At 75.1% G+C, this 21,693-nt stretch carries 17 protein-coding genes; 5 read left to right on the forward strand and 12 right to left on the reverse strand.

Annotation, left to right across the window (positions count from 1 at the left end):
• The first annotated feature begins 180 nt into the window (after positions 1 to 180).
• Together ACFYUY_RS07665 and ACFYUY_RS07670 are read left to right on the forward strand one after the other, a co-directional pair.
• Entirely contained in the window at positions 181 to 1,509 is a 1,329-nt protein-coding gene (locus ACFYUY_RS07665; protein ID WP_387898959.1) for a sensor histidine kinase, read from the forward strand.
• Positions 1,506 to 2,183 carry a response regulator gene (locus ACFYUY_RS07670; RefSeq protein WP_387898962.1) on the forward strand — a complete coding sequence of 226 codons (678 nt, stop codon included), beginning with the start codon at positions 1,506 to 1,508 and terminating at the stop codon, positions 2,181 to 2,183. Before ACFYUY_RS07665 ends, ACFYUY_RS07670 begins: the two co-directional genes overlap by 4 nt.
• Before the next feature lie 79 nt (positions 2,184 to 2,262).
• Here the strand turns inward: ACFYUY_RS07670 and ACFYUY_RS07675 are convergent, their stop codons facing one another.
• The 11 genes from ACFYUY_RS07675 to ACFYUY_RS07725 form a co-directional block, all read right to left on the reverse strand.
• On the reverse strand, positions 2,263 to 2,631 hold the full coding sequence (locus ACFYUY_RS07675; RefSeq protein WP_360220075.1) for a YciI family protein: 369 nt from the start codon (positions 2,629 to 2,631) through the stop codon (positions 2,263 to 2,265).
• A gap of 127 nt (positions 2,632 to 2,758) precedes the next feature.
• The gene (locus ACFYUY_RS07680) at positions 2,759 to 4,441 is read right to left on the reverse strand and encodes an alpha/beta hydrolase (RefSeq protein ID WP_387898965.1); all 1,683 of its coding nucleotides are present in this window, start codon (positions 4,439 to 4,441) and stop codon (positions 2,759 to 2,761) included.
• Positions 4,442 to 4,590: 149 nt separating this feature from the next.
• Complete coding sequence (locus tag ACFYUY_RS07685) at positions 4,591 to 5,922, reverse strand: sensor histidine kinase (RefSeq protein ID WP_387898968.1); 1,332 nt, start codon at positions 5,920 to 5,922, stop codon at positions 4,591 to 4,593.
• Complete coding sequence (locus tag ACFYUY_RS07690; protein WP_387898971.1) at positions 5,919 to 6,584, reverse strand: response regulator transcription factor; 666 nt, start codon at positions 6,582 to 6,584, stop codon at positions 5,919 to 5,921. The genes ACFYUY_RS07685 and ACFYUY_RS07690 overlap by 4 nt, the downstream gene beginning before the upstream one ends.
• A gap of 554 nt (positions 6,585 to 7,138) precedes the next feature.
• The gene (gene pabB, locus ACFYUY_RS07695; RefSeq protein WP_387898973.1) at positions 7,139 to 9,277 is read right to left on the reverse strand and encodes an aminodeoxychorismate synthase component I; all 2,139 of its coding nucleotides are present in this window, start codon (positions 9,275 to 9,277) and stop codon (positions 7,139 to 7,141) included.
• A gap of 62 nt (positions 9,278 to 9,339) precedes the next feature.
• Entirely contained in the window at positions 9,340 to 10,350 is a 1,011-nt protein-coding gene (locus ACFYUY_RS07700) for a diiron oxygenase (protein ID WP_360220060.1), read from the reverse strand.
• 93 nt (positions 10,351 to 10,443) lie between these two features.
• On the reverse strand, positions 10,444 to 11,286 hold the full coding sequence (locus tag ACFYUY_RS07705) for an arylamine N-acetyltransferase (protein ID WP_387898976.1): 843 nt from the start codon (positions 11,284 to 11,286) through the stop codon (positions 10,444 to 10,446).
• A gap of 14 nt (positions 11,287 to 11,300) precedes the next feature.
• Entirely contained in the window at positions 11,301 to 12,230 is a 930-nt protein-coding gene (locus ACFYUY_RS07710) for a UbiA family prenyltransferase (protein WP_360220054.1), read from the reverse strand.
• Positions 12,227 to 13,399: a cytochrome P450 gene (locus tag ACFYUY_RS07715; protein ID WP_360220051.1), complete on the reverse strand. Its 1,173-nt coding sequence runs from the start codon at positions 13,397 to 13,399 to the stop codon at positions 12,227 to 12,229. The genes ACFYUY_RS07710 and ACFYUY_RS07715 overlap by 4 nt, the downstream gene beginning before the upstream one ends.
• Before the next feature lie 307 nt (positions 13,400 to 13,706).
• On the reverse strand, positions 13,707 to 14,585 hold the full coding sequence (locus ACFYUY_RS07720) for a methyltransferase domain-containing protein (protein ID WP_360220048.1): 879 nt from the start codon (positions 14,583 to 14,585) through the stop codon (positions 13,707 to 13,709).
• A gap of 48 nt (positions 14,586 to 14,633) precedes the next feature.
• Complete coding sequence (locus ACFYUY_RS07725) at positions 14,634 to 15,620, reverse strand: polyprenyl synthetase family protein (RefSeq protein WP_387898979.1); 987 nt, start codon at positions 15,618 to 15,620, stop codon at positions 14,634 to 14,636.
• A gap of 875 nt (positions 15,621 to 16,495) precedes the next feature.
• Between ACFYUY_RS07725 and ACFYUY_RS07730 the strand changes: the two genes are divergently transcribed.
• The 3 genes from ACFYUY_RS07730 to ACFYUY_RS07740 all read left to right on the forward strand — a co-directional run bounded on the left by ACFYUY_RS07730 (position 16,496) and on the right by ACFYUY_RS07740 (position 20,692).
• Positions 16,496 to 16,663 (forward strand): SflA family class IV lanthipeptide, encoded by a 168-nt coding sequence (locus ACFYUY_RS07730; protein ID WP_360220044.1) that lies wholly within the window; start codon positions 16,496 to 16,498, stop codon positions 16,661 to 16,663.
• A 2-nt stretch (positions 16,664 to 16,665) separates the two neighbouring features.
• A complete protein-coding gene (gene lanL, locus ACFYUY_RS07735) occupies positions 16,666 to 19,263 on the forward strand; it encodes a class IV lanthionine synthetase LanL (protein WP_387898982.1) in 2,598 nt (865 codons plus the stop codon).
• A gap of 196 nt (positions 19,264 to 19,459) precedes the next feature.
• Complete coding sequence (locus ACFYUY_RS07740) at positions 19,460 to 20,692, forward strand: hypothetical protein (RefSeq protein ID WP_360220038.1); 1,233 nt, start codon at positions 19,460 to 19,462, stop codon at positions 20,690 to 20,692.
• A gap of 83 nt (positions 20,693 to 20,775) precedes the next feature.
• Here ACFYUY_RS07740 and ACFYUY_RS07745 read toward each other — a convergent pair whose 3' ends face one another.
• On the reverse strand, positions 20,776 to 21,453 hold the full coding sequence (locus ACFYUY_RS07745) for a Tat pathway signal sequence domain protein (RefSeq protein ID WP_360220036.1): 678 nt from the start codon (positions 21,451 to 21,453) through the stop codon (positions 20,776 to 20,778).
• Between the last annotated feature and the right edge of the window lie 240 nt (positions 21,454 to 21,693).

Raw genomic sequence — 21,693 nt, forward strand, 5'->3', positions numbered from 1 at the left:
GGGCTGGCGCGGGGGGGGGCGGGGGCCCCCGGGGGGGGGGCGCGGCCCCCCGGGGGGGCCCCCCCCCCCCCACCCCCCCCGGGGGGGGGGGGGGGGCCCCCCCCCCCCCCCCCCCCGGCCCAGGGCCCGCCCCCCGCAGTCGGAGGGCGGGCCCCACGCCACGATGGACAGGTGACACCCGTGAGCCACCTCCCCGCCGGCGCCCCGGCGCCGGTCGCCGACCCCCTGTCGGCCCACCCGCTGTTCGGCCCGCTGGGCCGGTTCGGCCAGCGCGTCCGGCTGGCGGACCGCGACCGTCCGTGGGTCCTGGACACCGCCGTGGTCGCGGTGGCCTTCGTCCTGTTCTGCGTGCCCGACCTCGTCCGCGGCGGCGGCGCGGGCCCGTTCCACGGCGACGGCGACGGCCCGCACGAGCACCGGATCGTCTTCACCCACCTGCCCCTGCCGGCCGTGCTGGCCCTCCAGATCGGGCTGGTCCTGCCGCTGCTGTGGCGCCGGCGCCGGCCCGCCGCCTCCTTCGCGGCGATCATGGCCGTGTTCGTGCTGCAGTGGTCGCTCGGCGCGGCGCTGCGCGCGGACGCCGCCCTGTTCGTCGCCCTCTACAGCCTCGCCCTGCACGGCAGCCTGCGGAAGCTGGCCTGGGCCTGTGGCGCGACGGCCGGCGCGCTGGTCCTCGTCGCCGTCGAGCTGTCCTCCGGCGTCTCCCTCGGGGACGCCCTGTTCTTCCTGTTCAGTGCGGCGACGGCCGCCGTCGCCCTCGGCATCGCCGTACGCATCCGGCGCGCCCAGCTCGCCGGGCTGCGCGAGCGCGCCGCGCGGCTGGAGATCGAACGCGACCAGCGCAGCCGACTCGCCGCGGCCACCGAGCGCACCAAGGTGGCCCGCGAGATGCACGACATCATCGGCCACAACCTGTCCGTGATCGTCACCCTGGCCGACGGCGGCGCGTACGCGGCCCAGGCCTCCCCGGAGCGGGGCCGCGAGGCGCTGCTGCTGATCGGCGAGACCAGCCGGCAGGCGCTGGGCGAGCTGCGGCGCATGCTCGGCGTGCTCCGCGACCAGGGCGAGCGGGGCGCCGAGTTCACCCCGCAGCCGGGCATCGCCGACATCGACGGGCTGTGCGCGCGCACCCGCGCGGCCGGGCCCCGCATCGTGTACACCGCGGCCGGCGAGCTGGAACACCTGGACCGCGGTGTCCAGTTGATGGCCTACCGGATCGTCCAGGAGGCCCTCACCAACACGCTGCGGCACGCCGGCCCGGACACCAGGGCACACGTGTCGGTGAGCGCCGAGGCGGGCCGGCTGCGGATCAGGGTCCGGGACGACGGGCCGCCCGGCGACGCGGCCCCGCCCACGCGCCCGGGCACCGAGGGCCACGGGCTCGCGGGCATGCGCGAACGCGCCGCCCTCTACGGCGGCACCGTCACCGCCGGGCCCGGCCCTGGTGCAGGATGGACCGTGGAGGCCGTGCTCGACCTCACCCCCGACCCGACAGGCGGCCCGACGTGACCACCGTCCTCATCGTGGACGACCAGCCGCTGCAGCGGTACGGCTTCCGCATGCTGTTGGAGAGCCAGCCGGACACCCAGGTCGTCGGCGAGGCCGCCCACGGCGCCGAGGCCGTCCGGCTGACCGCCGGCCTGCGGCCCGACGTCGTCCTCATGGACATCCGGATGCCCGGCATGGACGGCATCGAGGCCACCCGTCAGATCGTCGCCGCGGGCGGCCGCTCGCGGATCCTCGTCCTCACCACCTTCGACCTCGACGAGTACGCCCATGCCGCGCTGCGCGCCGGTGCCAGCGGCTTCCTCCTCAAGGACGCCCGCCCCGAGGAACTGCTCGCGGGCATCCGCGCGGTGGCCGGCGGCGACGCCGTCGTCGCACCCGCCGTCACCCGCCGGCTGCTCGACGCCTACGCCCACCACCTGCCGGTCCGCCCGGCGGGGGCCGGCCCGGCCGACGACGCCCGGCTGGACGCCCTGACCGACCGCGAACGGGAGATCCTCGTCGCCGTCGCCCGGGGCTGGAGCAACGGCGAGATCGCCGAGCGCCTGGTGCTCGCGGAGTCCACCGTCAAGACCCACGTCAGCCGGGTGCTCGCCAAGATCGGGGCCCGGGACCGCGTCCAGGCCGTGATCTTCGCCTACGACCTCGGCCTGACCCGCCCCAACCCGCCGCTCTGACCGGGCCCGAGGTGTGGGAATGCCGCTCGTCGAGGTGACCCACGCGCCCACCGTGCCCGGGCCGGCGTCGCCGACGGGCTCAGTCCCCGGTCATCCCGAACGCGTCGTGCACGGGTCGCACCTCGACCGCCACCACGTGGAAGTCCAGGACGCGTTCCGCGATCTCCCGGGCCCGCTCCGGGCTCGCGCACTCGAGCACGTGGTAGGCCGTCAGCTGCAGCTGCCCCGCCGTGAACGGGCCGTCCGCCGCGACCGGGGCTCCGTCCTGCTGCCACCGGAGGGTGGTGGTGTCCCGCGGATGGGCGAGCCCCGCACCGTTGAGCATCTCGCCGGTGCCCTCCAGGTCGCGGTGGAGGTCGCCGTGCCGCTGGAACACCTCGGCCCGCTGCCGGTCGGTCATCGCCTCGGTCGCCGCCGGGTCTGCGTACATCAGGACCAGGTACTTCATCCCCCGATGGTCCCACCACGGCGCCCGTCGCGTCCGGCGGTCGGGGCGGGCGGAGGTCGGGCCGGGTGACGCTCCGGCGGGCCCGGCGAACCGGCCGGCGCACCGGCCGGGTGAGCCGGGCGGGCCGTCAGCAGGCCGTCCCGGCGGGGACCGGCCTGAGGTCCACGAGGTAGCCGTCCACGGCGTCGGTGACGCACTGGTTGCCGCGCCCGTAGGCGGTGTGGCCCAGGCCCCGGTTGGTGAGCAGCATGCCGCCGGGCAGTTGGGCGGCGAGGCTCTGCGCCTCCGCGTAGGGGGTCGGGGCGTCGCCGGTGGTGCCGACGACCAGGACCGGCGGCAGTCCCTCGGCCGAGACCCGGTGCGGCTGCTGCGAACCGGCCGGCCAGGTGCGGCAGCCGAGGTCGGCGAGCACCACGGAGGCACCGTAGACGCCGGAGTCGCGGTAGGCCTCGTCGAGGAGGTCCCAGTACGCCTGGGGGTCGGTGGGGTGGGGCACGTCGAGGCAGTTGACGGCGCTCAGGACGTCGGCGCCGTTGTCGCGGGGCTGCTCCCCCGCCGGCTCTCCGGCCCCGCCTGCGGCCACGGCGTCCCCGGCGCCGTCGGTGCCCGTGCCCCCGTCCTCCGCCGGGGCGTCCTGCCCGGCGATCGCGGCGAGCTTGGCTCCGTCGCCCGCGCGGGCGGCGGTCAGCGCCTCGGAGAGCTCCTGCCACTGGGACTCGGGCGAGTACATCGACAGGGTGATGGCGGCCAGCAGGACGGACTCGTCGAGGGGTTCGGAGCTGCCCTTGACGCGCAGGGCGTGGCCGGCCGCCTTGGCGTACAGGTCCTCGACCAGTCGGCGGATGCCGTCCGGCGTCGCCTCGGGGCAGGCCTTCTTCACGACCACCGAGCAGTTCTCGGCGTAGTCGTCGACGGCCTTGCGGAACCCCCGGCCCTGGCTGAGGATCCGCTGCCGCCAGTCCAGGGACGGGTCCACGGCGCCGTCGAGCACCAGGGCGCGGACCCGGCGCGGGAACTGCTCGGCGTAGACGGTGCCCAGGTAGGTGCCGTAGGACCAGCCGAGGTAGGTCAGCCGCTCGTCGCCGAGGGCCGCCCGGAGCACGTCGAGGTCCCGGGCGGCGTCCAGGGTGCCGACGTGCGGCAGGATCGGGCCGCTGCGGGAGGCGCAGGCCGCGGTGCTGCGGTCGGCGTCCGCGAGCGCGGCCCGGCGTTCGGCGTCGGTGCGCGGGTAGAGCGGCACGGCGGGCGCGTCCGCGGTGCCCTGGCCCTGGTCGGGCGCGTCGTCGGGGCCGGTGCAGTCCACGGCGGGCCGGCTGCCGTCGACGCCGCGGGGGTCGAAACCGACGATGTCGAAGTGCGCCCGGGCCGCCGTGCCGAAGGAGTCCAGCCCGCCCGAGCTCAGGTGCTGCACGCCCGAGCCGCCGGGGCCGCCGGGGTTGAGGACCAGTGAGCCGGTGCGCCGGGCCGGGTCGGTGGCGACGGCGCGGATCAGCGGCAGGGTGAAGGTCCTGCCGTCCTGCGGCCGGGCGTAGTCCATCGGGACGCTCAGGGTGGCGCACTGCAGGCCGCCGCAGGCCGTCCAGGTCGGCTTCTGCCGGTAGAAGGCCCAGAGCGCGGGCTGGTCGGCCGGATCGGCGGCGGGCGGCGGCTGGACCGCGGCGACGGCCGCGCCCGGCGCACCGGGCGGGGCCGGTTCGCAGCCGACGAGCGCGGTGGCGGCCAGCGCGGTCAGGGCCACGGCCAGGGCGCCGAGGCGGACGGCGGTCGTCTGAGGCTCCGGGGTGCGGGGGCGCCGGTCGGATCCGTGCACTGTTCTGTCGTCCGTCCTGTCGCGGGTTCTCGGTACGGGACAGGAGCATGGCCGAGGTGACCTGAGGTTCTGGTGAGGACGGCCGGCGCCCGGACGCACCACGGACCGGCCCCCGGGCGTACGGGTCCGACGCCGCGCGGTGCCCGGGCTCAGGGCCGCTTCTGGACGGGGACGTGCAGCAGGAACCGGGCCCCGCCCCGGGCGCCGCGCGCCACGGTGAGCGAGCCGCCGTGGGCGTGCGCCACCCAGGCGGCGATGGACAGGCCCAGCCCGCTCGACCCGGCGCCGCTGCGGAAGCGTTCGAACAGCGACTTCGCCAGCTCGGGCGGGATGCCCGGCCCCGCGTCGTCGACGGCGACGGTGCCGCCCGCGCCGACGGTGATCTCGACGTCGGCCGGCTCGCCCGGGGCGTGGCCGTGGGCGAGCGCGTTGCCCAGCAGGTTGGCGACGGCGCGGCGCAGCAGTCCGGCGTCGGCGAGCACGACCACCGGCTCGGCCCGGACGGCCACCCGGTGACCGTCCGCCGGGGTGTCGGCGACGACGGCGTCGACGAGCTGGTCGAGCCGCAGCGGCTCGCGGTCCAGCGGGACGGCGCCGGCCATCAGCCGGGCCCGGGTGAGCAGGTCGTCGACCAGCTCGCTCATCCGGGTGGACTGGCGCAGCGTGCGGCGCATGATCTCGGTGCTCTCGGCCTCGCCGCGCAGGCCGGTCTCGGCGAGCAGCCGCAGCGAGGCGACGGGGGTGCGCAGGTCGTGGGCGGCGTCCGCGAAGAACGCCTCCTGCTGCTCGATCGCGGCCAGCGCCGGCCGGACGGCCCGCCCGGCGAGCCAGCGCCCGGCGAGTGCGGAGACGGCCACCAGGACGGCGCAGACGGCGGTGAGCAGCAGGGTCATCCGGTCGTGGTCCTCGACGTTCTTGGCGACGTCGACGGCGGTGACCACGACGACGTCCGCGGCCTCCACCGCGGGGCCGCCGAACGGCTGGGCGGACAGCCGCAGCGGGTGACCGTCCGGGGCCGTGACGGTGGTCAGCACGAGGTCCCCCTCGCGGCCGGCCCCGGTGGCGGCCGCCTGGAGGGCGGCGGCGGGCACCGTGAGGCAGGGCCGGTGCGGGGAGGCCGCCGGGGTCAGGTTCCCGCCGGAGCCGGTGAACACCGTCACCGGCGGGCAGTCGTACGTGCCCTCCCGGGGGTCGGGGTACTCCACGGCGCCCTGCTCGTCGTAGTGCAGGTCGGCGGCGAACTCGCTGGTCCGGAGCTTGAGATCGGCGTCGACCTGCGAGCGCCAGGAGGCGTCGTCCGCGTGCACGGCGATGACCGTCATCCCGATCAGGCCGAGCGCGCTGACGAGGGCGAAGAGCAGGGCGATGCGCCGCCGCAGCCGGCGGATCCGGCCGGCCGGGGTCGGCGGCGGCCGGTCGGCCGGGCCGGGGCGGAGCCGGCGGCGCCGGACCGGAGCGCCGCCGGCCCGGTCCGGTCTCACGCCTCCGCCTCCAGCCGGTACCCGACGCCCCGCGCGGTGTGGATCACGGGCGGGTCGCCGAGCTTGCGGCGCAGCTGGGAGATCAGCACCTCGACCACGTTGGAGTTGGGCTCGGTCAGCTCGTCCCAGCACCGCTCGACGAGGTCGGTGCGCCGCACCGCCTGGCCGGGCCGGGTGGCGAGGGTCTCCAGGACGGCGAACTCCTTGGTGGTGAGCGAGAGCAGCACGCCGCCGCGGTGCACCGTGCGGCGGGCCGTGTCGATCTCCAGGTCCCCGCAGCGGACCACGGGCGGGCGGGCGACGGCGGTGCGCCGGCACAGGTTCCGTACCCGTGCCACCAGTTCGGGCACGGCGAAGGGCTTGACCAGGTAGTCGTCCCCGCCGGTCGCGAAGCCCTCGACCCGGTCGGCGACGGTGTCCCGGGCGGTCAGGAAGAGCACCGGTACCGTCCGGCCGTCGGCCCGCATCCGGCGCACGTAGTCCGCGGAGTCGCCGGCCGGAAGCATCCGGTCGAGGACGACGCAGTCGTAGGCGGTGACGAACAGCGCCTCGTCGGCGGCGGGCAGGTCCGCGGCCTCGTCGACGGCCAGGCCGCTGCCGCGCAGGGCTGCGGCCACGGCGAACCGCAGGTCCTCGTCGTCCTCCACCACCAGCACTCGCATGCCGGTCAGGATAGCCGTGACCTGGGGCGGAGCCGCCGGCGGCCGTCCCCGCTCCGCGCTCACCACCGCCCCGCGCCGGTAGCCGGGGCGCCGACGGGGAACGCCGAGGCGGCGCCCTCTCCGTGGGGGATCAGGAGGGCGCCGCCGTCGACGTCCACGAGCATCCCAGCCCGATCCTGAGGATTCGATGAGGCCCGCGCAGACCGCCCGGGCGGCGGCCCGGGGGCGCGGCGGCACCGGGGCATCGCCGACCGCCAGTGCGCCGACTCCGCGAGGTGCCGGCAGAAGGTCTTCCGCGGCCTCGGTTCGGCGGCCACCGTCCTGGCCGCGACCGCCACCGCCAGCAGCGCGGCCACCGCCAGGACGGCGGCGGCCGCCCGTCGGAGCGCCGGCGGAGCGCCCCGTGCCGTGCCGCCCGTTCCACGCCGTCGCCGTCGCGCCCGTTGCTGCTGCATGCCGTGAGCCTCGCCGTCGGGGCCTGAGGATTTGCTGAGACGGCGCGGCTGCGTCCCGCTCCGGTCCCCGCCGGGCCGCCCGTGTCCCGGGCCCGGCGGTCAGGAGCCGGGGACCCTCGCCTTCGGCAGGGCCCGCAGGGTCGCCTCGGCCTTGAGCAGCATCTCCTCGTACTCCGCGACGGGGTCGGAGTCGAGCACGATGGCGCCGCCCGCACCGATCGTCAGCTCGCCGTCGTGGCTGACGGCGGTGCGGATGGTGATGCTGAGGTCGGTGGTCCCGGTGTACCCGAGGAACCCGAGGGCGCCGGAGTACACCCCGCGGGCCTCCCCCTCCAGGGCGTCGATGATCTCCATGGTGCGCAGCTTCGGCGCTCCGGTCATGGATCCGCCGGGGAAGCACGCCCGAACGGCGTCCACGGCGGAGGTGTCCCCGCGCAGCTCCCCGGTGACGGTGGAGACCAGCTGGTGCACGGTGGCGTACGACTCCGTCACCATCAGCGCCGGGACGTCGACGCTGCCGATCTCGCAGATCCGCCCGAGGTCGTTGCGGAGCAGGTCCACGATCATCAGGTTCTCGGCGCGCGTCTTGGGGTCCATCTGCAGGGAGCGGCGCCGCTCGTCGTCGGTGCGCGGGTCCGGGTGGCGGGGCGCCGTGCCCTTGATCGGCTTGGTCTCCACCGTGCGGGCGGCGTCCACCTTGAGGAACCGCTCGGGTGAGGAGCTGAGGACGGTGACCTCGCCGAGGCGCAGGAACGCGGCGTACGGCGCGGGGTTGAGCCGGCGCAGGCGCCGGTAGTAGGCGAGGTCGTTGGCCGGCGCGGGCAGCCGGAGCTTGTTGGTGAGGCAGATCTCGTAGCTCACGCCCTCCCTCAGCCGCCGGTCGCACTCGCGGATGTCGGCCAGGTACCGGGTGCGCGGGCGGACCAGCCGCCTCGACGCGTCGTGGTCCTCGGCGCGGGGCCGCGGGGTCGCGTCCGGCTGCGCCGCGGGCAGGGCGCCCAGGGCGGCGGCGGCGGTGCCGATCCACTCCCGGGCGGCGGCCGACTCCTGTGGGCCGTGGACGGCGATGACGTAGGTCCGGTCCTCGGCGTGGTCCACGGCGACGAAGCGGTCGGCCTGCAGCCACACCGCGTCCGGGGTGGCCGCCCGGTGGGCGCGTTCGGCACCGAGGTCGGCCTTCAACTCGTAGCCGAAGTAGCCGACGTAGCCACCGGCGAAGTCGAAGGGCAGCTCCTCGGCGCCGTCGACGACGCGGCCGGTGCGCCGGTCGAGGGCGTCGAAGATGGTGCCGCTCTCGGTGCGGGGGGCGCCTCCCGCGGGTTCCACCCGGACGTGGCCGTCCTCCACCCGGTAGCTGAGCAGCTCGGCCCCGGGCGCGTCGGCGGAGCCGAGGAAGGAGAACCGGGCCAGGCCGGGTTCGACGTGCGAGCTGTCGAGCCAGAAGGCGCGTTCGCCGGCGCCGTACAGGGCCAGGAAGGCGGCCTCGGTGTCGACGGCCCGTTCCAGGACGCCGACCTGCACCCGGAGTCGGGCGGCGGGCGCGGCCGTCGGCGCGACGCGCGCGGGCGGGTCGACGGCGCGGGTGGCCGCGCCGACGGCGGGGGCAGGGGCTGCGCCGACGGCGGGGGCAGGGGCTGCGCCGACGGCGCTGGCGGCGGCCCGGCCGAGCGCCAGGTCGCGGAAGTTCGCCACGAGGCGGGCCCCGTACTCCGTGCAGATCGACTCGGGGTGGAACTGCACCCCCCACCAGGGCCGGTCCCGGTGGGCCAGGCCCATGACCACGCCGTCCTCGGCGCGCGCGGTGATCCGCAGGTGGTCGGGCGCGGGTTCGGCGATGCTCAGCGAGTGGTAGCGCACGGCCGTGAAGTCCTGCGGGATGCCGGCGAAGAGACCGTCGCCGCTGTGCCGGATCGTGGACAGGTACCCGTGCCGGGGCTGCGGGGCCGGGACGACCCGCGCGGCCGAGAGGAGTCCCATCCCCTGGTGCCCGAGGCAGACGCCCAGCACCGGCAGCCGGGTGTGCTCCAGGACGTCGCGGGAGCGCCCGAAGTCACGGGGGACGGCCGGGTGGCCGGGCCCGGGCGAGATGACCGCGGCGTCGAAGCCGTCCGGATCGAGGTGGTCCCACGCGGAGGCGTCGTTCCGTACGACGACGGGCGCGATGCCGTACACCTCCGCGAGGAGCTGGTACAGGTTGTAGGTGTAGGAATCGTAGTTGTCGATGAGCAGGACGCGCATGGGCTGACACCAGGTGATCGTCGGAGGCGGAAGAGGGGGCGCGCGGTCGTTCCGGACGGGCCCTACGGGGCCCCGGTCCGCACCGTCGAGAAGTCGAAGGGGACGGAGTCGAGGACGTCCAGCTCCTCGCACAGGGTGCGCAGCCCGCTGAAGTCCTGGAGCAGCCGGCCGGCGCCGGCGGCGCTCCTGACGTCCCGGAGCATCCCTTCCCGTCCCTCCACCCCGAGCAGGTCCAGGACCCTCGCCCAGGTGGTGAAGTCGTGGGCGGCGAAGGCCTCCATCCCGTCGGCCATCGCGGTCAGGAAGTAGTCGCGCTCCCCGGCGTCCAGGCGCTTCCACACCTCCTGGACGACGGTGTCCGTGATCGAGGCGTGGCAGTACTCGTCACGGTTGTGCAGGACGGCCGTCAGGCGGTTGACCGGCTGGATCTCGTGGTCCTCGGCGATCAGGTCCAGGTGGGCGTTGATCGAGATCTCCGCGACCGTGGTGAAGGCGAGCGAGACCAGTGCCTGCTTCCGGGGTGTCCCGGCGGTGGCGAGCCGGTGGGCGTGCCGGCGCGTCTTGTGGCCGAGCGGGAGCGCGGACTCGGGCATCCGCCAGCCGCGCCGGCGGCGCGTCACGGCGCTGGCGTTCAGGTGCATCAGCGTGTGGTACTGCTCGTCGACCATGGCCTGCGTCACCGCGAGGACCATGGCGTCGTCCAGGCCCGTCGCGAAGGCGCCCTTGGCGATCAGGGCGAACCCGGGGTTGACGACGCACTGCTCGATGTCCATGACGTTCTTGTTGAACGCCACCCAACCCCACGCCAGGATCCGGGACTTGAGCTCGTCGTCGAGCCCGAGGTAGGTGGGGTGGTCCCGGAAGGGCAGCAGCGCCACCGGGAAGTCCGGCCGGTCGGGCTCGAACACGTCGTCCAGGGTCTCGCCCCGCCGCCGGACGGTGGCGCGGCGGTCCCAGTTGTCGGCGAGCCTGCTGAGGACGGCGTTCTCCACCGCGTCCTCCGGATCGTGCCCCGGGAGCGACCGCAGCCGTTCCGCCAGGGAGAACGCTCCGGATTCCGCGTCGTTCGGCATCTCATCCATGGTGGTCCTTAAGATCGCGCCCCCGGCCCGCGGACGGGCCGGAGGGACGCTCGGTCCGGGTCAGGGGGCTCCGCTCGGTCCGGGTCAGGGGCGGCCGGCCGCCGCCGGGCCCTCCAGCGCCTTGAGGGACTGCACGTCGGCCGGGTCCAGGGTGAGCCCGAAGACCTCCGCGGGAGCGGCGAGCAGCTCGTCCTGGTCCAGCTCGCGGGAGGTCGCCGGCTTGCCGGGCCGCAGCTCCGTGAGGGTGCTGCCGATGAGGACGTGCCGCACCGCGGGCCGCGTGCGCTGGAGGATCAGCCGCTTGTTGAACGGTGAGCGCGGGTGGCTGAGACAGAAGTGGTTGAGCACCTCGAAGTCCGCCGGGTAGCGCGCGTCCGTGGTGAAGCCGTAGAGCTCCGACGGGCCCTCGGGCCGCAGGAACCGCAGGACGTGCTCGCCGTTCGGCTCCCGCACCAGGTCGAACGGCCAGTCGCCGTCCAGCGTCGAGGTGTCGACGAGGCGGATCGGCTCGTACAGCCCGTAGCCGCCGAAGCTCACGTCGTGGAGCCAGCGTTCGCCGTCCAGCTCGACGCACAGGGCGACGTGGACGGCGGGGCCGGTCTTGTGCCCGGTGCGGATCCGGGACCTCGTCGCGAGCGCCGAGAAGGTGAACCCGATCCGGTCCAGCACCGCCGCCGCCAGGACGACCTGTTCCATGCAGAGGCCGCCGCGGCCGCGCCGCACGATCTTCTCCTGGACGCTGTCCAGGTCCAGCGGCACCGGCCGCCCGAGCAGCACGTCGAGGTTCTCGAAGGCGATCGCCTCGACGTGCGCGGCGTGCAGGCCGCGCAGCGTGGCGAGGTCGGGGGCCACGTCGGCCCGGTACCCCACGCGGGCCAGGTAGGCGTCCAGGTCGACGCCGGCGCCCTGCCACATCGAATCCGTCATGCGTATCCCCCCGGTCAGGTGAACTGTCCGGCGATCGTCGCCGCGAGGACGATCCAGCCGAAGTAGCGGTTGGTGACGAAGGTGTCCCAGCAGGACGCCGGATCGTCCAGGTCCACCCGGACGACCTGGTGGGCCAGCAGCAGCCCGGCGAGCACGACGAGCACGTGGTAGGCCCAGCCCGTCCCCGCCTCGGCTCCGGCCCAGAGCGCGCCGGCGACGCTCAGCGCGATGAAGACGGCCAGCCAGGCCTTGCTGGACTCGCCGAACATCAGGGCGGAGGACCTGACGCCGATGCTCCGGTCGTACTCCTTGTCCTGGTGGGAGTAGACCGTGTCGTGGAACAGGGTCCAGAAGAACCCGCAGGCGTAGAGGCCGAACACGGCCGGCGGGAAGTCGAGCCGCCCGGTCACCGCCGTCCACCCGGCCAGCACGTAGGCGTTGATCACCAGCGCCAGCCAGGCCGAGGGCCACGGGAACACGCGCTTCGTGTAGGGGTACGCGACGAGCAGCGGGTAGGAGGCCGCCACGACCAGGGCCGTGGCGCCGTTCACCAGCGCCAGGACGGCCAGCGAGGCCGCGGCCTGCGCGGCGGAGAACAGCAGCGCCCTGCCGACGCCGATCGTCCCCGCCGCGACCGGACGCGACGCCGTGCGGGCGACCTTGGCGTCGATGTCCCGGTCGACGACGTCGTTGACCGCGCAGCTCGCACCGCGCACCAGGACGGCCGCGACCGCGAGGAGTGCCACCGCCAGGAGGTCCGGCCGCCGCCCGGAGGCGAGGGAGAGGCTCCACAGCCCGGGCAGCAGGTACAGCACGACACCGGTGGGTGCGTGCAGACGCATCAGGAGGAGGTAGGCGCGCAGCGGCTCGGGACTCCTCCCGACCAGGCGCGCGCAGAGGCCCGGGGCTCTGGCGGGGCGCACCGCCGCCGGGGCGCTGGTCACCACGTCACCGGGAGCGAGACCAGCCCGCCGGTCAGCGTGTCGTGACGCAGCCTCAGCTCCGCCACGTCGACGGCCAGGCGCATGGTCGGGAACCGCTCGATGAGCCGGGCGAGCGCCACCTGCAGCTGCATCCGGGCCAGCGGCGCACCGACGCAGTGGTACATGCCGTGGCCGAAGGTGAGGCTGGCCGCGGTCGGCCGGGCGACGTCGACCCGCTCCGGGTCGGCGAAGACCGTCCGGTCGTGGTTGGCCGCGATGATGTTCAGCAGCACCAGCTCGCCGGCCCGGATGGTCGTGCCGTCGACCTCCAGGTCCGTCCGCGCGAAGCGCGGCATGCCGCCGTTGTGCGGGTTGGGCATCGACATCCGCAGGATCTCGTCCACCGCGCCCGGGACGAGGCCGGGGTCGTCCAGCAGCCTCTGCCGCTGCTCGGGGTTGGTGAGCAGCAGCAGTGCGCCGGTGCCGATCCGGGCCACCGTGGTCTCGTAACCGCCGAACAGCAGCAGCGCGGACAGCCCGATGACCTCGCGGTCGTCGAGGCCCTCGGCCACGCACAGCGCGGAGATCACGTCGTCGCCGGGGTTCTTCCGCTTCTCCGCCACCAGGTTCCGGCAGTAGCCGAACAGCTGGGCCAGCCCCTGCTGGGAGCGGTCCCGGTCCTGGACGTTGGCGGCGTCCTGGGTCCAGGCGCCGAAGCGGTCCTTGTCCTCGTGGGGCACGCCGAGCCACGCGCACATCACCTGGATCGGCAGCGGCAGGGCCAGTGCCAGCCGCAGGTCCGCGGAGGGCGCCTGCTCGGCCAGCTCGTCGAGCAGGCGCTCGGTCAGCGTCTCGACGTGGGACCGCAGCACCTGCATGCGCTCCGGGGCGAAGGGCGGCTCCAGCACCGCCCGCAGCCGGGTGTGGTCGGTGGCGAAGTCGCCCAGCAGGTTGGCGAGGAGCACGGACCCGCTGTCCTGGGCCGCGATCTCCGGGTCGGGGTGGGAGCGGCCGAGCCGGTCGTCGTCCAGCAACTGCCGCACCTGGGCGTGACCGGTGACCAGCCAGGCCTCGTCCCCCTCGGCGGTGCGGACCCGGTGGACCGCGCCGCGGGACTGGAGCGCGCGCAGGCCTGGCGCGACGTGCAGCAGATGGGTCTGCTCGAAGGGCAATTGAGCAGGGGTGTTCACTGACAACCTCCATGTCGTCGTGGCCTCGTGACGGCTCCCGCCGGAGCCGGGGCGGAGTCGGGGCCGGGGCGGAGTCGGAGCCGGCACCGGGTGCCGCCGGTCGCGGCCGGCCCGTGGTGCCGGCGACCGGAGCCGCGGCCCCGGCCACCAGGGGCCGGGGCCGCGGCGGGCGCGCGCCGGTGTCGGGCCCGCGGAGCGACGCGGTCGCGTCGGGGCCGGTGCGGAGCCGTCACGCGTGGTGGGGCCGTGCGGGGCCGTCACGCGCGGTGGGTCCGCCGCACCTGCGCGCGTCCGGGGACGGCTGCCGCTACGCCGGCGGCGCGTACTCGGCGACGACGACGATGTAGTTGAGCTCGTTGCTCCGGTGCGCGTCGAGGAACGGCTGCTCCACACCGGTGCGCAGGCCGGAGTGCGAGCGCAGCTCCCAGTACGGGATGGCCTCCTCGGTGAGGTCCCAGACCTGCGAGGGCACCAGGTGGTTGGCGGCGAGCGCGTTGAAGTAGGCGCTGCGGGTGTTGATGTGGCAGTCGTAGTGCTCGTCGATGAGCCGCACGGCCTTGCTGTCGGTCGACACCGCGTCGTTGGCGCACCAGGTGACGCAGACGTACCGGCCACCGGGGCGCAGCACCCGGGCGAACTCCGCGAAGGCCTCCGCCGGGTCGACGTACATGGTGGTCTCGTTGGTGTAGACCGCGTCGAACGAGTTTTCGGGAAGGCCGGTGTCGCACATGTTGGCGTACCGGAAGGAGACCTTGTCGGCACAGTCGTGCTTCTCGACGGCGAGGCGCTCGGCGAACTCGATGTGGTGGGCGCAGAAGTTCACCCCGACCACCTCGCACCCGAAACGCCGGTTGACGAGGAAGGACGTACCGCCACGACCCGATCCGCCGTCCATCACCCTGGCGTCGGAGGAGAGCGGGGCCAGCCCGCGCAGGACGAGTTCGACCTGCTCGTTCTCCATCCGGGCCATTTCCCCGAGAATGGCGGCCTCCCGCTCGGGCTCGGGAACCTCCAGCACGGACTTGTCGAATCCGCCGACGGCGTAGTGGTGGTGGTAGAGACCGTCGTCCTTGCCCAGCAGGAGGTTGATCGGGTCCTGGGTCTTGGTCTCGTAGTGGGCCTGTGCCCGGCGCTCGAATTCGGAGCGCACGACAGCGGGGGCCGAGTTCTCGTTGACAGTGGTCATGATGAATTCTCCGATTTCGCATGTGCCGCCGCTTCAGGGCGGCGCCGGTCAGACTGCGCGATTGACGATGCGGTCGAACAGGGTGGTCAGCTCGGCGGTCGCGGCCGGGGAGAGCCCGGCCCGCCCGAGGTGTTCCAGGGCCGACTCCAGGTGGTGGCGGGACAGCTGCTCCGCCGCGCCGCGGCCGCCGGCCTCCTCGATGAGGTCGGCCATGGCCTGCAGGTGCTCCGCGGTGGCGCCGTCGGTGTGCCACAGGCGACTCAGCCGGTCGCCGGCCGGGCTCGCCTCGGACAGGGCGGCCAACACGGGGAAGGTCGGGTTGCGCCGCGCGATGTCCCCGCGGATGGGCTTGCCGGTCACCGCGGGATCGCCCCAGACGTCCTCGACGTCGTTGGCGACCTGCAGGGCGATGCCCAGGTGCCGGCCCGCGTCGCGCAGGGCGGCGAGGCTCTGCTCCGGCCGTCCCGCCCGCACTGCGGGCGTCCGCAGCGACCACTCCAGCAGGGCCGAGGCCTTCTCCAGCACGACCTGCTCGTACACCGCGAGGCCGGCCGTGCCCGGGCCGGGCCGGACGGTCAGTTCACGGGCCTGGCCCGCGTGGACCAGCCCGGTGGCCTCGGCGAACGAGCGGGCGATCTCCGTGCTGCCGGGGCCGGGGTCGTCCACGACCATCCGCAGGGCGAGCGCCTGCAGGGCGTTCCCGGCGTGGATGGCCAGGCCGGTGCCGAAGGCCTTCCACGCGGCCGGGCGGCCGCGGCGCAGCTCGTCCCCGTCGGCGATGTCGTCGTGGAGCAGCGTCGCGCTGTGCAGCAGCTCCACCGCGGCGGCCTGGGCCTGCACGTCCTCCGGCCGCAGGCCGACGCCGCCCGCCACCGCCGCCATGAGGGCGGCGCGGGTCATCTTGCCGCCCCCGCCGCCGCCGGGCTCACCGTGTTCGTCGACGAAGCCGAGGTGGTAGCCGCAGACGCGGGCCAGGGACGGTTCCAGCGTGGAGACCTGCCGCCGGATGACGGGTAATACCGTGGATCGCACCACCGCCGGCGACGGGATCGTCGATAAGCCGGCGGGCGAGGTGGCGTTCGTGCTCATTGCGATTTCCCTCCGGTCGCGCGATCAGAGCACCTGACGTCCGCGAATCGGGCCGCTGGACGACCGTCAATGTGCCGAACGTTCTGCCTGTGTGCCATCAATCCTTTTCACCCCCTGCCCTGGTCCGCTGAGCCACAAACTCACCATTGGCCATCGGCGCACTTTCCCCGTATTCACCCGATCCGAAATCGATGGCTATCCGGAGGTCCGGCGGCGATTCCGGAATTCAGTCTGGGCGATCAGCCCGGTCATGTCAACGATGCCGTTCGGGGCCGCACACCCCGGCCGTGAGGGCGCAATTCCGATCCCATTCCAACGGATTGCGACCGCCATCCGGTTCAATACCGGGGAGAAAATCTCGGCGGCCGCAATTCAATTCCCATTCCAACGGGCCGGGGCCGCCGCGGGGTTCAGAGCGGGGCGGGAGCAGGCCGGCGACGGCCCGTGACCTGCGGATCGGCCGGGCGGCCGCCCGCGGCGTGCCGGTCGGCGGGCCCGCGGCGTGTCGGTCGGCGGGCCCGCGGCGTGTCGGTCGGCGGGCTCGCGGCGTGTCGCGCGGACCGTCCGGGCACCGCCCCGGGCCTCCGGCGGGTGCGCCGGCCCTACCGGCCGCCCCGGGCCCGCGCCGACCCGGAGTCGAACGCACCGTTCCTCCACGGATGTGGCAGGCCTGTGAAGTTCACGGGTTCTGACCCCTTGTCAGACCAATCATTCCTACCTACCTTCGTGGATCAGGACTCCGGCCCCCATCGGGCCCGGCGGTCCGCGGCAGGCGCAACCCGCGCCTCCGCAGGACGCACGACAAGACCTGGAGGCGTCACATGCCCGCAGCCATGATCGAAGAGATCCGCGATGCCGGTCCGCTGGTCCTCGACGACGAGGCCATCGTGTTCGAGGACGACCACAACGCCGACCACGACGCCACGGCGTGTCTCGCCGACCCGTGGGTGACCGCGACCACCCGCTTCGCCTGCGACTTCAACTCCTGACGGTGGCCGAGTCCATCGCCGGCCGAAGCGGATGGTCCGATGACACCTGGTCGTACCTGAACGATCCGCGGATGCCTGCGATGGACCACGGCTGGAAACTGCACGTCTCCGCCCGGCCCGGCGACCTCGAGGCCGTGACCGGCCTCGTCCTGCCGGTGCTGGCCCGCCACGTCTGCCACGCGAAGTGGGCCCGGAGCCCGGAGACCCTGCGCGAGATCAACTCCGGTACCGCGAGCGCGGGCGTGGTGGGGAAGGCGATCACGGTCTACCCGGCGCCCGGCACCGTCGTCGCGCTCGCCGACGAGCTCGTCGCCGTCCTGCGCGGCCGGGAGGGCCCGCAGATCGTCAGCGACCGGCGCGTCGACCCGGACTCCCCCGTCTACTACCGCTACGGGCCCTTCACCGGCGACTACCGGACCGGTCGCAGCGGCCGCCTCGAATCGGTCATGGTCGGACCGGACGGGCGGGCCTACGACGGCCTCGCGGGCGGCTCGTACCGGTGCCCGCCCTGGGCCGAGGACCCCTTCGCGGACCGGTCCGGGCCCGCGGCCCCCGCCTCCGCCTTAGCCTCCGGCGAGGTCGGGAAGCCGGCTGCCGGTTTCGCCGGCGGCCGCTACCGCGTCACCGGCGGCATCTCCCGCAAACCGCAGGGCAACGTCTACCGCGCCGAGGACCGCACCACCGGGCTTCCGGTGGTGGTCAAGCAGGCCCGGGCCTTCGTCGCCGAGGACGAGTCCGGGGCGGACACCCGCGACCGGCTGCGCAACGAACGCGCGGTGCTGGCCGCGCTCGACGCCGTCGACGGGGTGCCGCGCGCGCTCGACTACTTCCGCCACCGCAGCGACGAGTTCCTGGTGACGACCAGCTGCGGCGACCGGGACCTGCGCCGGGAGGTCAACGAGCACGGCCCCTACCGGGTGGCCGGCACCGGGCCGTCGCGCACGCTCACCGACCTGGCCGAGCGGCTGTTGCGACTCCTCGACGCCGTCCACGCCCGCGGCGTGGTGTTCCGCGACCTCAAGCCCGACAACGTCGTGCTCGACGCCGCCGGCCGCTGCCACCTGGTCGACTTCGGGATCAGTGCCCTCCACGGCAGCGGCCCGGACGGCGCGACCCCCGGCTACAGCGGCCCGGTCCGCCGCCGGACCGGGCCGGCCGAGCCCGCCGACGACTACTACGCCCTGGGCACCACCCTCTGCTTCGCGGCCACCGGCATGGACCCGGTGGTCGTCGACCGGGACCCCGCCGTCAACCGGGAGCGCACCCTGGCCGGCCTGGCCTGGCTGCTGCCCGGCGACGGCCACCGGTGGATCCGCTCGGTGATCGGTGAGTTGACCAGCCTCGACCCGGCCGTGCGCACCGCCGGCGCCGACCGGCTCCGGCGCGCAGCGCCCGCGGCCCCCCGGGCGGCCGGCGGCCCCGGCCGACTCCCCTTCGACGCGGGCCTGCTGGAGGAGGTCCTCGCGCACACGACGGCCTACTGCGTCGAGGAGGCCCACCGGATCGCGGACCCGGAGCTCGCCGCGCGGGCGGCCGTCCCCACCGCGGTCGACGTGTACGGCGGAGCCTCCGGCCTCGGCCTGGAACTCCTCCGGCACCTGCACCGGCCCGGCGTGCGCGCGGCCGTCGACGCCCTGGCGCGCTGGACGGCCGGGCAGTCCCGGAGCCTGTCCCCCGCCTTCTACTCGGGCCGCACCGGCGTGGCGCTCTTCCTCGCCGAGGCGGGCGCGGCAGGCACGACCGGCCGGGCCGGCGCCGGGGGCCACCCCGAACCCCACCCGCCGCTGCCCACCCACGGACCGGACGGCGGACTCCCCGAGGCGGACCAGATCGAGGGCGTCGCCGGCATCGGCACCGGCCGCCTGCTGCTCGCCCGGCACGCCCGCGCCGCCGGCGACGACCGGCTCGCCGCACGGCACCTCGCCGTCGCCACCGAATGCGACCGGATGCTGGCGTCCGGCCGGGCCCGGCTGACCCCCGCGGGCGCCGACACCCCCGGCAGCGCCGCCCTGCGCCAGGGGATCGCGCACGGCGACGCGGGCGTCGCGTACTTCCTGCTGGAACACGCCGCCGCGACCGGCGACCCCGCCGCCCTCCACCGGGCCCGCCGGGCCTGCGCGGACCTCGCGGCCGCCGTCCCCGGCCTCATCGCCGCCGCGACCGCCCCGGGGGCGACCCGCCGCTACGGCTCCTGGTGCCGCGGCCTGGCCGGGATCGGTTCGGTGCTCGTCCGGTCCGCCGACCGGCTCGGCGAACCCGGCCACCTGGCGCTCGCCCGGCAGGCCGCCCGCACCTGTGCGGCCGTGGCCCCCCGGATGCCCCTGGTCAACCAGTGCTGCGGGCTGGCCGGCGTCGGCGAGCTGATGGTCGACGTCGCCCTGGCCTGCGACGACCGGACGGCGGAGGAGTTCTGGACCGCCGCCGAGACCGTCACCGCGATCATCCTGAGCCGCTCCGGCGGCCCGCCGTCCCGCCCGGTCTTCCCGGACGCCGGACTGACCGGGGCCAGCGCCACCTGGGCCGGCGGCTCCGCCGGCGTGCTCGCGTTCCTGCGCCGCCTGCACGCACGGGGCGGCCCGCGCCTCGGCCTGATCGGCTGACGGTCCCGCCCTCACCGGTGTGGCCCGGGGCCCTGGCCTCCGGGCGCACGACTGCGCCTTTGGGGCTAACGGTTCGCGCGGGAGCCGGTCCGCACGGCGCCGCCGCCCAATGATGCTCCTGGCATCCGCGTGGGACGCGGCCCCCAGCCCGCGCCCCGCGGCCTGCCGCGGCCCGCGCGGCCGTGCAGGAGGCACCGTGTCCGACCAGGACGAGCAGGCGGAGCAGGGCGTCGGCGACGTCACCGTGGCGGCGCCGCTCACCGGCGGGGCCCCGGCCCCGGTCCCCCACCCGGTGCCCCCGCCCGACGACGAGTGGCTCCTCCCCGACGGCTTCGCCCACGTCTTCCACGCCGAGGGCCGCAGCGTCCTGACCCGGCCCGTGATCATGGCGGACGGCTTCAACCTCGGCCGCAGCGACCTCAGGTGGCTCTACGCGGGCCTCGACCGCGACTACCCGCTCCTCTCCCGGCTGCGCCGCAGCGGCCGGGACGTCGTCCTGCTCGGATTCGAGGAGCGCTCCGCCTCCCTCCTCGACAACGCCCGGGCCGCGGCCGCCTGCATCCGCCGCGCCTGCGCCGAGTCGCTCGGCGACGGCGCGCTGACGGTGGGCGGCTTCAGCATGGGCGGCCTCGTCACCCGCCACGCGCTCGCCCGCCTGGAGCACGAGGGCGTGGACCACCGGACGGCCCTGTACTTCTCCTACGACAGCCCGCACCGCGGCGCCGTCGTGCCGCTCGGACTGCAGGCCTTCGCCCACTTCATCCCGGTGCCCGCCGCGTTCAACAGGTTCGCCCGGCAGATGGACAGTCCGGCCGCCCGGCAGATGCTCTGGCGCCACTACGACCCGAGGACCGGCCGGATCGGGGTGGCCCCCGAACGCACGGCCTTCCTGGCGGAGTCGGAGCGGGTCGGCGGCTGGCCGCGGATCCCCCGGAGGATCGCGCTCGCCAACGGCCGGGGCGACGGCACCGGCCTGGACGTCACCCCCGGCGAGGTGGCGATGACCCTGCACCGGATCTACCCCGGCACCACCTTCCGCGCCCAGGCGCAGGGCGAGGGCACCGTGGTCGCCGAGCTGAGGCGCCGCTTCCCCCGGGCCGAGCGGACCGTCGCCACCGACGGCTTCCCGGAGCTGGACGGCGCCCCCGGCGGCACCCTGCGCTCCTACGGGATCCTCGCCGACGCCCTGCGGAAGTTCGGCGCCGCGGTGGACCTGCGCCACGAGCACGTCTGCTTCGTGCCCGCCGTCAGCGCCGTGTCGATCCGCGACCTCGACGACAACCAGGACCTCTACGCCGACATCGGCGCGCTCGCCCCGGGCGGGAGCGACTTCGACGAGTTCGTCTGCTCCTCGGAGAACACCGGGCACACCACGATCACCGGGGAGCTGTGCGACTGGCTCCTCGACCGCCTGCCGGACGGGCCCTGACCCGCAGGCTCACCGAAGGGGGGCCGGCCCGGCCGGGCACCGCGGGAGCCCTGATCTCCGCGGTCCGCCGGCCGGGCGCGCGGTCAGTTGACGTCGATCGCCGGGCTGCCGGGCAGGCTGGTGTCGGTGACGGGGCCGTAGGCGGCGGAGAAGTAACCGTCACCGGGGCAGAGCGAGGATCCGCCGCTCTTGGCGAAGTGCTCGGTGCGGAAGGCCAGGCTGTGGGCCGCGTTGTCGGCGTTCCCGGTGAAGGCGCCGCTGAGCTGGTAGCTGCAGGTGATGGTGCCGAACCAGGTGTTGAGCACGGCGGTGGCCTGGATCGGCCCGGTAAGGGTGACCGGCAGGCCGGGTGCGTCGCTCAGGGCGACGCCGAAGGGGAACCCGCCGACCGTCAGGCTGCGGACCGAGGTGACGCCGGTGACGTTGCTCGTACAGGAGCCGAAGACCAGCCCGGTCAGGGACGCGGTCGCGGTGCCGGGCGAGGCCGGGTTGCCCTGGACGCTGGCCGAGAGCTGGGAGGTGGCGCAGGTGACGCCGGTGGTGCTGGTCGCGGTCGAGTAGAAGGTGGCACGGCTGCCGGCGGCGAGCGGCGCGGCGAGCGCGTCGCCCGCGGCGACGGCGGCCCCGCCGGCGGTCAGCACCGACGAGGCGGCGACGGGCCCGGGAGCGCCTGCGGCGGCGGCCCCGGCTCCCGGCGCGGTCAGGGCGAGGACGGCGACGGCGGCGGCGGTGGGCGCGGCGAAACGGGTGCGGATGCGCATGGGAAAGCCTCTTTCTCGGTGATGGGGGGATCGAGAAGACGACCTTTCACGGCTCTCCGGGCGGTGGGGGCCCGGGGCGCTCACTACGTTGTAGGGCCGTGTACGTGCACCGTCAAGACAGTCGGTCGAACTTGCTGACTTTTCGTCAACAAGAGACCGGCCGCCTCGACGGGCCCGGCGCACACGCCGAGTGACCCGCGGGCACCGTGCACCGGGTACGCCGCCCACCGTGCGCCACCC

Origin of the sequence: Kitasatospora sp. NPDC004745, from assembly GCF_042873275.1 — a bacterium.
Lineage (GTDB): Bacteria > Actinomycetota > Actinomycetes > Streptomycetales > Streptomycetaceae > Kitasatospora.